Consider the following 13282-nt stretch of genomic DNA (forward strand, 5'->3'; position numbering starts at 1 on the left):
CGGTCGGCGGCGCGCATCAGGCCGGCTGGCGCGCGTCGTCGCGGTGATGGAGGAGCGTCGGCCAGCGCGCGGCATCGCGCCACGCGGCGAACGCGTCGGCATCGGCGAACGCGCCGCCGAGCGCGGCTTGCGCGAACGCGACCGCCGCATGCGCGACTTCCGGCGCGATCATGAAGCCGTGCCGGTACAGGCCGTTGACGGCCAGCGTCGTCGCGCAGTCCCAGATCACCGCCGGACGGTGATCGGGCAGCGTCGGGCGGCATTGCGCGTTCAGTTCGAGGATGCGCGCCTCGCCGAACGCCGGGTGCACGGAAAACGCCGCGCTCAGCAGTTCGAGCGCCGAACGCACGCTGACGGGCGACATGTCCTCGCCCTCCACTTCGGTCGCGCCGATCACGTACAGGTCGTCCTGTTTCGGCGCGATGTACAGCGGATAGCGCGGATGCAGCAGCCGCACGGGCCGCGTGAGCCCGATGCCTGGTGCGCACACGCGCGCGACTTCGCCGCGGATGCCCCGCAGCGCGGGAAGCGCGGATTTCGCGCCGAGCCCGCGGCAATCGATCGTGAAATGCGCGTCGGGCCGGTTCGCGTCGTCGATCGTCGCGTGCCAGTGCAACTCGACGCCGCGTTGCGCGAGGCCCGCCGCGAGTGCGCGCAGCGCCTGCCGGTTGTCGAGCTGCCCTTCGCGCGGCAGCATCAGGCCGCGCGCGAAGCGCCCCGCGAGCGCGGGCTCGGCCGCGTCGACCTGCGCGCCGGCCAGCGCGACGAAGCCACCGTCGAACAGTTCGGCCGGCGCGTTCGCGCGCACGCGCCGCTCGAACAGCGGCGCCTCGGCGCGATCCGCTTGATGCCAGACGACGAGCGTGCCGTGCTGCTGGAAGAACACCGGTTCGGGCAGTTCCGCGAGCCATTGCGGCCAGCGCGCGAGCGATGCCGCGCCGAGCTCGGTGATCAGCAGCTCGGCGCTGGCCGCCTCGGCGAGCGGCGCGAGCATCGCGGCCGCGATCCACGCGGCCGACTGCTCGCCGTCCGGGCCGCCGCGCTCGTACAGCGCGACGCGATGCCCGTCGCCCGCAAGCCGCCACGCGATCAGACGGCCGACAAGGCCGCCGCCGAGTACCGCGAAATCGGGCCGGGAAGCGTGGAGGTTCATCGCGCGCCCTCCCCGCGAACAGCGCTATCGCGTGCGACGAACGTCGACGCGCATGCACCGTCCCGTGCGGACGCACGCGACAGCGGATCGGGAACAGCACAAAAGACTGAAGATTGAGCGGTCATCATTCCTTCCGTAACGCGCGACGCGCGTACCCAAAAGGACGAAACCGGCAGCAAAGGCCGGCCGGGCGGGACTCGGGCGCTGACCATGTGGGATGGCAGCCAGCGCGGCCCGGCGGGATCAGAAACTTCCCTCGCCGGTATTACCCGGATCGGGTGCGAAGGGTCTTTCTCAGCCTCGCCGCGTCGCCCGGAACTGTCCGTCGGCCGCGCTCGAAGCACCCCTGTTTCGTCGTCGGCCATTAGACCATAAAAGCGGAAAGCGCCGCAAACTGTCCCCTTGCGGCAAATTCGCCGTCGCGCCGCGCCGCTCTGGCACAATGCCCGCAGGCCGGCCGCGCGAGCGGCCGGTTGCCGCGTCACCGCCGGCCTTAAGTGCCGTTTAAGACGCGCGGGCCACCATCCGGACGCCCGCCGTCAGTCGGCACCTCGTCCCGGCATGCCGTATCGCGGCGCGCGTCCGGCTCCGCCCGGCCCGCGCGCCGGCTACTCATCAGGAAGCACATGACCCAATCGATCGATCCCGTCCGCTCCGTCTCCGACGCGCCGCAGGACGAGCGCCCGGTATCCGCGTGGAGCCTCATCAAGCCCTACTGGGTGTCGTCCGAATGGAAAATCGCGTGGGGGCTGCTGGTCACGATCATCGTGATCAATCTTTGCAACGTGTGGATCACCGTGCAGTTGAACAAGTGGAACGCGCAGTTCTACAACGCACTGCAGACGAAGGACGTGCATCATTTCCCGCATCTGATGATGCAGTTCTCAATGCTCGCGTTCGGCTTCATCATCCTCGCCGTGTACGGACTGTACCTGCGCCAGATGCTCGGCTTCCGCTGGCGGCAATGGCTGACTGAGCGCTTCCTCGGCGAATGGCTCGGCGACCGCGCGTTCTACCGAATCGAGCGCGACCGCCTCGCCGACAACCCCGACCAGCGCGTCGCCGACGACTTGCAGTCGTTCGCGACAACCACGCTGTCGCTATCGCTCGACTTGCTGTCGACTGTCGTCACACTCGCATCGTTCATCACGATCCTCTGGACGCTCGGCGGTGCGCTGACGCTCTCGCTCGGCGCCACGCCAATCTCGATTCCCGGCTACATGGTGTGGGCGGCCGCGCTGTATGCGGTGGTCGGCTCGGTCGTGATCCAGAAGGTCGGTCATCCGCTCGTGTCGATCAACTACCAGCAGCAGCGCGTCGAGGCGGACTTTCGCTTCGGACTGATCCGCTTGCGTGAAAATGCAGAGCAGATCGCTTTCTACGACGGAGAGGACACAGAGAACCGCAACGTGCAGGGCCTCTTCCTGCGAATCCGCGGCAATTGGTGGCGCGTGATGAAATACACGAAGCGTCTGACGTTCGTGAACGCCTTCTATGGACAGATCGCGATCATCTTCCCGTTCGTCGTCGCGGCGCCACGCTACTTCGCGGGTGCATTCACGCTCGGCGTACTGATGCAGATCTCGTCGGCGTTCGGAACGGTCAGCGACTCCTTCTCTTGGTTTCTCAATAGCTATCGAACCCTGGTCGACTGGCGCGCCACCGTCAACCGTCTGCGTGAGTTCAAGCGCGTGATGGGCACGTCGCACCTGAAGGAAAGCATGTCGCCCGCGACCGAGCACGGCGGCATCAACCTGCACTACGTCGATGCCGCGAAGCTGTCGACGTCGTCGCTGAAGCTCGCGCTGCCGAACGGCAACGCGCTCGCGAACATCGGCAACGTGACGATCGAACCCGGCTCGCGCTGGCTCGTGGTCGGCAAGTCGGGTTCCGGCAAGAGCACGTTCATGCGCGCGCTCGCGGGCCTGTGGCCGTTCGGCGACGGTGCGATCGATGCGCCGGTCGGCGCGCGGATGATGTTCGTGCCGCAAACCAGCTACTTGCCGATCGGCACGCTGAAGGCCGCGCTCACCTATCCGGCCGCGCCCGACGCGTTCACCGACGACGCGTGCCGCGACGCGCTGCGTGCGTGCCACCTGGAAGACTACGTCGGGCGCCTCGACGAGACCGCCCACTGGACGCGCGTGCTGTCGCCGGGCGAACAGCAGCGTCTGGCCGGCGCGCGCGTGCTGCTGCACAAGCCGGACTTCCTGTTCCTCGACGAAGCGACGAGCGCGCTCGACGCCGACAATGAAGCGCGGCTCTATCACCTGTTCGCCGAACGGCTGCCGAAGGCCGCGATCGTCAGCATCGCGCACCGCGAGGCGCTGGCCGCGTTCCACGTCGGCACGATCAACGTCGAACGCGTGAACGAGAGCGACAAGGTCGCCGCTTAACCGCAAAAAAGGCCGGCGCATACCGCGCCGGCCTTCACTTCCTCGTTCTCCCCGCCTTCCAGCTTTCCCGCTACGCCGGCGCGACCGGCGCCGACACGATCGGCACATGCGACACGCCGTCGTGCGACAGCCTGCTTTCAAACAGCGTCAGCGCGACGAAACGCAGCGCGACCGGCCGCCCGGTCGCACCGCCGTGCGCAGGCTGCCCGTCCGCGTCGCGCGGCAACCGCGCGAGTGTGACGTGCGGCCTGAACGGCCGGCCGTCGGCCGGCACGCCCAGTTCGTGCAGCAGCGCGGACAGGTCGGCATTCAGCGCCGCACAGGCGGGATCGGGCGCCAGCTCCGCGACGATCAGCCTCGCGCGCGGCAGGCTCGGCCACCACGCGATCCGCTCGACCAGCTGTAACGGCAGCGCATGCCCGGCCGCGAGTGCCGGCAGGCGCGCAGCCAGCGCAATGCACCGCTCCCGTTCGATTGCACCGATGAACGCGAGCGTCACGTGCAATTGAGCCGGCATCGTGCGCCGCGCGCCGCGGGTGACCGGCAACGCGTGCAGTGCATCGCGCGATGCCGCATCGGGCACCAGCGCGACGAATGCACGGAGCCGGTCGCCGTTCATGACTCGCGCACCGCCACGCGCGCTTCGACCACCGCGCCCTCCGAAGCCGGACGCTGCGGCAGCGGACCGTGCTCGCCCCACACGTCGGCGGGCAGCACGCTTGCAAGCTCGGGAATCGTGTTGCGCGTGAACACCGGATCGGCGACGCCTTCCGCGCGCTGGCGGCGATAGTCGCGCCACGCGGCATGCGCATACTTGCCGAGCGCGAGGATCGCGACCAGGTTGATGATCGCCATCAGCCCCATGCTCGTATCGGCCATCGCCCACACGAGCGGCAGTTGCCCGACGCTGCCGAACATCACCATCCCGAGCACCGCGACGCGGAACAGCGGCAGCACGCCGCGCCGCTTCGTGATGAAGTCGACGTTGCCTTCCGCGTATGCGTAATTGCCGATCACCGACGAGTACGCGAAGAAGAAGATCGCGACGGCCATGTAGATGCCGCCCCAGTCGCCGACGTGGCTCGCGATCGCGCGCTGCGTGAGCGCCGCGCCCTCCATGCCGGTGCCGAGTTCGTACTGGCCCGACAGCAGGATCACGAACGCGGTCGCGCTGCAGATCACGATCGTGTCGACGAACACGCCGAGCATCTGGATCAACCCCTGCACGACCGGATGCCGCACGCTCGCGGTTGCGGCCGCGTTCGGTGCGCTGCCCATGCCGGCCTCATTCGAGAACAATCCGCGCTTCACACCCATCGCGACCGCCTGGCTGACTGCATAGCCGGTCAGGCCGCCCGCTGCCTGCTCGAGCCCGAACGCGCTCTTCACGATCAGCGCGATCACGCCCGGCACCAGCGCGACGTGCGTCGCGACCGCGTAGACCGCCAGAGCGAGGTAGCCGATCGCCATCACCGGCACGATCACCTGCGCGACCGACGCGATGCGGCGAATCCCGCCGAAGATGAGCGGCGCGGTGAGCAGCACGAGGCCGAGGCCGACCGTTTCGCGGCTCAAGCCGAACGACGTATGGAACGCGTCGGCGATCGCATTGGCCTGCACCGCGTTGAACACGAAGCCGAACGCGAGGATCAGCGACAGCGAGAACAGCACGCCGAAGCCGCGCGAGCGCAGGCCCGTCTGGATGTAGTACGCGGGGCCGCCGCGATAGCTGCCGTCCGCGTGCGACACCTTGAAGATCTGCGCGAGCGTCGCCTCGACGAACGCCGACGACATCCCGACGAGCGCCGTCATCCACATCCAGAAGATCGCGCCCGGCCCGCCGACCGTCAGCGCGACCGCCACACCGGCGATGTTGCCGGTGCCCACGCGGCTCGCGAGGCCGGTCGCGAACGCCTGGAATGACGAGATGCTGCCCGGCTCGCCCTTGCTGCCGACCAGTTTGATGCTGAGGAACAGCGCCTTCAGCTGGATCATCCGGAACCGCAGCGTGAACCACGCGCCCACGCCGAGCAGCAGCGCGATCAGCACGTAGTTCCACAGCACACCGTTGACGGCGTCGATCAGCCCTTGTACGAATGCTTCCATTCAGAGTCCTTGTAAATGGGGTCAGTCAAATGCGGCGGCCACGCGAACGCGGCCAGCGGGCGATGATATGACAGTTTCCAAGGAACATTACAAAATGAAAGTATTCGGGATCGCGGAAAATCAACGTCCGATGTGATCAGGTTAGGCGACGCTTCGGGGAGGTGCGGGGGGATGCGACGGGGCGGGCGGCGCGGTGAGTGCATGCCCGGGGCTTGCGTGATGCCCCGGATCCTTGCTCTTTGTCACACGGTGCGCCAGGCTCGGCGAGCTGCGATCCCGAGCGGAAATACCGTAGCGGGCGAGTCGCGATCTTTGACAACCGAAAACAGTCGCAATAGTGAATCGCCAAACAGAAATGGCGTTAAAAAACGAAACTATGCTTTAAGCAGTTTTCCCTACCCATTAATCACGACTACCCCTCTAGAAACGCCCAATCCCGAAAAATAGAAATAACCCGGGTGAATCCGATGCAGTTTATTGCGATACCGGTTGATTGCCGTTAAAGAATTCACCCATCGACGACGCGCATGCGTCTGAGTCGGTCGGCGCGGGTCGCCGCGGGGATCCTCTGCCCGCGGCGCCCGCAAACAATTCTTATGCTCGTAGCGATTGCGGCGCTCTTTCGGCGACTGCCTGGAAGGCATGAACCGGCGTCCATTGTTGTGCTTGGGTGCCGTTGTACGGGAATGCCCAGACGAGGTTGTTGGCCTGTCGACTATCGTAATGATCGTCGATCACGAGGCCGGTGTTGGCGAGTGATGTGATGTAACCAGGGCGAACGGAGATGCTCCACCGCTGCGAAGGCGCTCCCGTGAACGGGCGCAGGACCAGCGGCGTTTCGGCGGCGACCTTGCCATCCGCGAAATCGACCGCCAGCTTGCCTCCGCCGTTCAAATCGCTGAAATCCAGAATGATGAAACCAACGGTGGGATCATAGTCCCACAGGGTCTGCACATTCGGGTCGGTGAAGTAGCGAAGTTGCAACGGGGCATTAGGGCCGATCACGCTGCCGTCGGTATTGTTCTGGGCAACACCGAGGGCGCGCGTCGGATCATGCGTAAACTGAAACGACATCGATATATACGCCATGATTTTCTCCAAAGGGTGTGAAAACCAGACCGTTCAACATGCCCGAATTAATCGGACAAAAATCACTATAGGTGGCAGCAGACCCCGATTCAACGTCTATTTCGAGATAAATATCGATATTTTTGTTTTTATGAATGGTCGATTTAATTGATGCCGAATAAATTGATGGGTGCTCACGGAAAATCCCCGCCAACCCAGTCGTCTCAGGCTCGCGCCCCATAAAAAAACCGGGCGTCCTTTCGGACGCCCGGTTTTCTTCGAAACCCGCTCGCGCGCTTCAGCTTAGCGCGGCAGTTCCGAATGCCCCATCAGGTACGCGTCGACCGAGCGCGCGCACTGGCGGCCTTCGCGGATCGCCCAGACGACGAGCGACTGGCCGCGGCGCATGTCGCCAGCTGCGAACACCTTGTCGACCGACGTGTAGTACGAGCGATCGCCTTCGGTCGCCGCACGCGCGTTGCCGCGTGCGTCCTTCGCAACGCCGAACGCGTCGAGCACGGGCGCTGCCGGCTGCGTGAAGCCCATCGCGAGCAGCACCAGGTCGGCCTTCATCTCGAACTCGGAGCCCGGCACTTCCTGCATCTTGCCGTCCTTCCATTCGACGCGCACCGCGATCAGCTTCTCGACCTTGCCGTTCTTGCCTTCGAGACGCTTCGTCGCGACCGCCCAGTCACGCTCACAGCCTTCCTCGTGCGACGACGACGTGCGCAGCTTGATCGGCCAGTACGGCCACACGAGCGGCTTGTTTTCCTCTTCCGGCGGCTGCGGCAGCAGCTCGAACTGCGTGACCTGCTTCGCGCCGTGACGGTTCGACGTGCCGACGCAGTCCGAACCGGTATCGCCGCCGCCGATCACGATCACGTGCTTGCCCTTCGCGAGCAGCTGGTCGGTGAGCTTGTCGCCCGCGTTCACACGGTTCTGCTGCGGCAGGAAGTCCATCGCGAAATGCACGCCGGCCAGCTCGCGGCCCGGCACCGGCAGGTCACGCGGCGTTTCCGAACCGCCCGCGATCACGACCGCGTCGAACTCTTCCTTCAGCGTGTCCGGCGAGATGGTTTCCTTCGCGAGGCTGCCGATCGATTCGGGCAGCGGATCCTTGCCGATGAACACGCTGGTGCGGAACGTCACGCCTTCCGCTTCCATCTGGCGCATGCGGCGGTCGATCAGCCACTTCTCGAGCTTGAAGTCGGGAATCCCGTAACGCAGCAGGCCGCCGATCCGGTCGTTCTTCTCGAACACCGTCACGTCGTGGCCGGCGCGCGCGAGCTGCTGCGCGGCCGCGAGGCCCGCGGGGCCGGAACCGACGACCGCGACCTTCTTGCCCGTCTTGTGCTCGGCCGGCAGCGGCTTCACCCAACCTTCCGCCCAGGCCTTGTCGATGATCGCGTGCTCGATCGACTTGATGCCGACCGGGTCGTTGTTGATCCCGAGCGTGCACGCTGCCTCGCACGGCGCCGGGCAGATGCGGCCCGTGAATTCCGGGAAGTTGTTGGTCGAGTGCAGGACTTCGATCGCCTGCTGCCAGTCCTGGCGGTAAACGAGATCGTTGAAGTCCGGAATGATGTTGTTGACCGGGCAGCCGTTGTTGCAGAACGGGATGCCGCAATCCATGCAGCGCGCGCCCTGGACCTTCGCGTCCGCGTCGGTCAGTGCCGCGACGAATTCCTTGTAGTGCTTCACGCGCGTGAGCGGTGCTTCGTACGCCTCGTGGCGGCGTTCGAACTCCAGAAAACCGGTTGCCTTGCCCATAAGGTGCTCTTCTGTTCGGTGTATCGGGTGGGGGAGCCGCGCGCGGCAATCATGCGCGCGCGGCATTCGCTATGTCGTTCGTCGCTCAGGCGGCCAGCACTTCCTTCGCCGCCTTCTTCGCACCGATCTCGCCCAGCGCGCGCTTGTATTCGTGCGGGAACACCTTCACGAACTGGCGGCGCGCCGCGTCCCAGTTTTCCAGCAGCGACTTCGCGCGCGGCGAACCCGTGAACTGGAAATGACGCTCGACGAGCCCCTTGAGCAGCGCTTCGTCCGTCGTGCCCGCATGCCAGAGTGCGCGATCGACCGTGCGCTCCTGCTCGGCCTGCTGCAGCACCGGCTCGAGCGCGACCATCGACTTGTTGCACTTCGCCGCGAACGTGCCTTCCGGATCGTAGATGTACGCGAGGCCGCCCGACATGCCGGCCGCGAAGTTGCGCCCCGTCTCGCCGAGCACGACGACCGTGCCGCCCGTCATGTATTCGCAGCCGTGGTCGCCCGTGCCTTCGACGACCGCCGTCGCGCCCGAGTTGCGCACGCAGAAGCGCTCGCCCGCCACGCCGCGGAAGAAGGCTTCGCCTTCGATCGCGCCGTACATCACCGTATTGCCGCAGATGATGTTTTCCTCGGACTTGCCGCGGAAGTCGTTGGTCGGTCGGATGATGATCCGGCCGCCCGACAGGCCCTTGCCGACGTAGTCGTTGCCGTCGCCGACGAGGTCGAGCGTCACGCCCTTCGCGAGGAACGCGCCGAAGCTCTGGCCGGCCGTGCCCTTCAGCTGGATGTGCACCGCGTCGTCGGCCAGGCCGTCATGGCCGTGCTTCTTCGCGATCACGCCCGACAGCATCGCGCCGACCGTGCGGTTCACGTTGCGCACCGGCTGGATGAACGACACATGCTCGCCGTTCTCGATCGCGGCCTTCGCCTTCTCGATCAGCACGTGGTCGAGCGCGCGCTCGAGGCCGTGGTCCTGCACGTCGACGTGACGCGGCGCGACGTCCTCGCACTCTTCCGGCTGGTAGAACACGCGCGAGAAGTCGAGGCCCTTCGCCTTCCAGTGCTCGATGCCCTTGCGCGTATCGAGCAGGTCGGCGCGGCCGATCAGGTCGTCGAACTTCGCGATGCCGAGCTGCGCCATGATCTCGCGCACTTCCTCGGCGACGAAGAAGAAGTAGTTCACGACGTGCTCGGGCTGGCCCTTGAACTTCGCACGCAGCACCGGATCCTGCGTCGCGACGCCGACCGGGCACGTGTTCAGGTGGCACTTGCGCATCATGATGCAGCCTTCGACGACGAGCGGCGCCGTCGCGAAACCGAATTCGTCCGCGCCGAGCAGCGCGCCGATCACGACGTCGCGACCCGTCTTCATCTGGCCGTCGGCCTGCACGCGGATGCGGCCGCGCAGGCGGTTCAGCACCAGCGTCTGCTGCGTTTCGGCGAGGCCGAGTTCCCACGGCGTGCCCGCATGCTTGACCGACGACAGCGGCGATGCGCCCGTGCCGCCGTCATGGCCGGCGATCACGACGTGATCGGCCTTCGCCTTCGCGACACCGGCCGCGACCGTGCCGACGCCCACTTCCGACACCAGCTTCACCGAGATGCTCGAGCTCGGGTTCACGTTCTTCAGGTCGTGGATCAGCTGCGCCAGATCCTCGATCGAGTAGATGTCGTGGTGCGGCGGCGGCGAGATCAGGCCGACACCCGGCACCGAGTAACGCAGCTTGCCGATGTATTCGGACACCTTGTGGCCCGGCAACTGGCCGCCTTCGCCCGGCTTCGCGCCCTGCGCCATCTTGATCTGGATCTGGTCGGCCGACGCGAGGTACTCGGCGGTGACGCCGAAGCGGCCCGACGCGACCTGCTTGATCTTCGAGCGCAGCGAATCGCCGTCCTTCAGCGGAATGTCGCTGACGATCTCGTCGCCGATCACCGACTTCAGCGTCTCGCCCGACTTGATCGGAATGCCGCGCAGTTCGTTGCGGTAGCGCTTCTCGTCCTCGCCGCCTTCGCCGGTGTTCGACTTGCCGCCGATCCGGTTCATCGCGATCGCGAGCGTCGCGTGCGCTTCGGTGCTGATCGAACCGAGCGACATCGCGCCGGTCGCGAAGCGCTTGACGATGTCCTTCGCCGGCTCGACGTTTTCGATCGGGATCGCCTTGGTCGGCTCGACCTTGAACTCGAACAGGCCGCGGAACGTCATGTGCCGCTTGGTCTGGTCGTTGATCAGGTGCGCGTATTCCTTGTACGTCTGGTACGAGTTGCTGCGCGTCGCGTGCTGGAGCTTCGCGATCGAATCCGGCGTCCACATGTGGTCTTCGCCGCGCACGCGGTATGCGTACTCGCCGCCCGCGTCGAGCATGTCGCGCAGGACCGGGCTGTCGCCGAACGCGTCGCGGTGCAGGCGGATCGCTTCTTCCGCGACTTCGAACAGGCCGATGCCGCCGACCTTCGATGCCGTGCCCTTGAAGTACTTCTCGACGAGGTCGCTCGACAGGCCGAGCGCTTCGAAGATCTGCGCACCCGTGTACGACATGTACGTCGAGATGCCCATCTTCGACATCACCTTCTGCAGGCCCTTGCCGACCGCCTTCGTGAAGTTGTAGACGGCCTTCTCCGGCGACAGGTCGCCCGGGAGGCCTTCGGCCATCTTCGCGAGCGTTTCCATCGCGAGGTACGGGTGCACGGCTTCCGCGCCGTAGCCCGCGAGCAGCGCGAAGTGGTGCGTCTCACGTGCCGAGCCCGTCTCGACGACGAGGCCCGTGCTCGTGCGCAGCCCTTGCTGGACGAGGTGCGTGTGGATCGCCGACGTGGCGAGCAGCGCCGGAATCGCAACATGCTCGGCGTCCGTCTTGCGGTCCGACACGATCAGCATGTTGTAGCCCGACTTCACCGCGTCGACGGCTTCCGCGCACAGCGACGCGAGGCGCGCCTCGATGCCTTCCTTGCCCCAGGCCACCGGATAGCAGATGTTCAGCTCGTATGCGCTGAACTTGCCGCCCGTGTACTGGTCGATCGCGCGGATCTTCGCGATGTCCTTGAAGTCGAGCACCGGCTGCGACACTTCGAGACGCATCGGCGGGTTGATGTTGTTCGTGTCGAGCAGGTTCGGCTTCGGGCCGATGAACGACACGAGCGACATGACCATGTTCTCGCGGATCGGGTCGATCGGCGGGTTCGTGACCTGTGCGAAGAGCTGCTTGAAGTAGTGATAGAGCGTCTTGTTCTTGTTCGACATCACCGCGAGCGGCGAGTCGTTGCCCATCGAGCCGACGGCCTCTTCACCCTGCTGCGCCATCGGCGCCATCAGGAACTTGAGGTCTTCCTGCGTATAGCCGAACGCCTGCTGGCGGTCGAGCAGCGCGGCGCCCTGCGTGCGGCCGGCCGCGACGTCCTCGGCCTTCGGCTCGATCTCGTCGAGCTTGATGCGCACGGCGTCGATCCAGCTCTTGTACGGCTTAGCGTTCGCGAGGTTGTCCTTCAGTTCCTTGTCGTCGATGATGCGGCCGTGTTCCATGTCGATCAGGAACATCTTGCCCGGCTGCAGGCGCCACTTCTTGACGATCTTCGATTCGGGGATCTGCAGCGTGCCGGCTTCCGACGCCATGATGACGAGGTCGTCGTCCGTGACGATGTAACGCGCCGGGCGCAGGCCGTTGCGGTCGAGCGTCGCGCCGATCTGGCGGCCGTCCGTGAACGCGATCGCGGCGGGACCGTCCCACGGCTCCATCATCGCGGCGTGGTATTCGTAGAACGCGCGGCGGTTCTCGTCCATCAGCGTGTGCTGTTCCCACGCTTCCGGGATCATCATCATTACCGCGTGCACGAGCGGATAGCCCGCCATCACGAGCAGTTCGAGACAGTTGTCGAACGAAGCCGTATCCGACTGGCCCGGATAGATCAGCGGCCAGAGCTTCGGCAGGTCGTCGCCGAGCACGTGCGACGCGATCGCGCCGGTACGCGCGTTCAGCCAGTTCACGTTGCCCTTCACGGTGTTGATCTCGCCGTTGTGCGCGATCATCCGGTACGGGTGAGCCAGCTCCCACGCCGGGAACGTGTTGGTCGAGAAGCGCTGGTGCACGAGCGCGAGCGCCGACACGACGCGCGAGTCCTGCAGGTCGCGGTAGTACACGCCGACCTGGCCCGCCAGCAGCAGCCCCTTGTAGACGACCGTGCGCGCCGACATCGACGGCACGAAGTATTCCTTGCCGTGCTTGAGCTTCAGCGCCTGGATACGGTGGCTGGCGGTCTTGCGGATCACGTAGAGCTTCCGCTCGAGCGCGTCCGTCACCATGATGTCCTTGCCGCGGCCGATGAAGATCTGGCGGATCAGCGGCTCGCTCGCCTTGACCGTCGGCGAGATCGGCATCGCGTGGTCGACCGGCACGTCGCGCCATCCGAGCACGACCTGACCCTCAGCCCGCACCGTCCGCTCGAGCTCCTGCTCGCATGCGAGACGCGACGCGTTCTCCTTCGGCAGGAAGATCATCCCGACCCCATATTCACCGGCCGGCGGCAGCGTCACGCCCTGCTTCGACATTTCCTCGCGATAGAACGCGTCCGGAATCTGGATCAGGATGCCGGCGCCGTCGCCCATCAGCGGATCGGCACCGACCGCGCCGCGGTGATCGAGGTTCTCGAGGATCTTCAGACCCTGCTGAATGATCTCGTGGCTCTTCTTGCCCTTGATGTGAGCGACGAAGCCGACGCCGCAGGCGTCGTGTTCGTTTTGCGGGTCGTACAGACCTTGTGCGGCGGGCACCGCGGCGAGCGGCTGCTGGTGGTCGTTCAT

General features: G+C 65.8%; 7 protein-coding genes and 1 riboswitch. Of the genes, 1 reads left to right on the plus strand and 6 read right to left on the minus strand.

Going from position 1 to position 13282, the window contains the following annotated elements:
• Positions 1 to 16: 16 nt before the first annotated feature.
• Positions 17 to 1153: an FAD-dependent oxidoreductase gene (locus DIE11_RS25915; protein WP_124628032.1), complete on the minus strand. Its 1137-nt coding sequence runs from the start codon at positions 1151 to 1153 to the stop codon at positions 17 to 19.
• Between the two features lie 234 nt (positions 1154 to 1387).
• Positions 1388 to 1511: riboswitch (TPP riboswitch) on the minus strand.
• A gap of 268 nt (positions 1512 to 1779) precedes the next feature.
• On the opposite strand from DIE11_RS25915, the gene DIE11_RS25920 reads away from it, so the two are divergent.
• The gene (locus DIE11_RS25920) at positions 1780 to 3549 is read left to right on the plus strand and encodes an ABC transporter ATP-binding protein/permease (RefSeq protein WP_124628034.1); all 1770 of its coding nucleotides are present in this window, start codon (positions 1780 to 1782) and stop codon (positions 3547 to 3549) included.
• 70 nt (positions 3550 to 3619) lie between these two features.
• On the opposite strand, the gene thpR is transcribed toward DIE11_RS25920, so the two are convergent.
• The 5 genes from thpR to DIE11_RS25945 all read right to left on the minus strand — a co-directional run bounded on the left by thpR (position 3620) and on the right by DIE11_RS25945 (position 13282).
• The gene (thpR, locus tag DIE11_RS25925) at positions 3620 to 4168 is read right to left on the minus strand and encodes an RNA 2',3'-cyclic phosphodiesterase (protein ID WP_124628037.1); all 549 of its coding nucleotides are present in this window, start codon (positions 4166 to 4168) and stop codon (positions 3620 to 3622) included.
• Complete coding sequence (locus tag DIE11_RS25930) at positions 4165 to 5655, minus strand: sodium:alanine symporter family protein (protein WP_124628039.1); 1491 nt, start codon at positions 5653 to 5655, stop codon at positions 4165 to 4167. The genes thpR and DIE11_RS25930 overlap by 4 nt, the downstream gene beginning before the upstream one ends.
• A 594-nt stretch (positions 5656 to 6249) precedes the next feature.
• Positions 6250 to 6744 carry an RICIN domain-containing protein gene (locus DIE11_RS25935; RefSeq protein WP_124628041.1) on the minus strand — a complete coding sequence of 165 codons (495 nt, stop codon included), beginning with the start codon at positions 6742 to 6744 and terminating at the stop codon, positions 6250 to 6252.
• A 282-nt stretch (positions 6745 to 7026) separates the two neighbouring features.
• Complete coding sequence (locus DIE11_RS25940; protein WP_124628042.1) at positions 7027 to 8493, minus strand: glutamate synthase subunit beta; 1467 nt, start codon at positions 8491 to 8493, stop codon at positions 7027 to 7029.
• Positions 8494 to 8578: 85 nt separating this feature from the next.
• Positions 8579 to 13282 carry a glutamate synthase-related protein gene (locus tag DIE11_RS25945; protein WP_124628045.1) on the minus strand — a complete coding sequence of 1568 codons (4704 nt, stop codon included), beginning with the start codon at positions 13280 to 13282 and terminating at the stop codon, positions 8579 to 8581.

This window comes from Burkholderia sp. Bp9012, from assembly GCF_003853825.1.
GTDB lineage: Bacteria > Pseudomonadota > Gammaproteobacteria > Burkholderiales > Burkholderiaceae > Burkholderia > Burkholderia diffusa.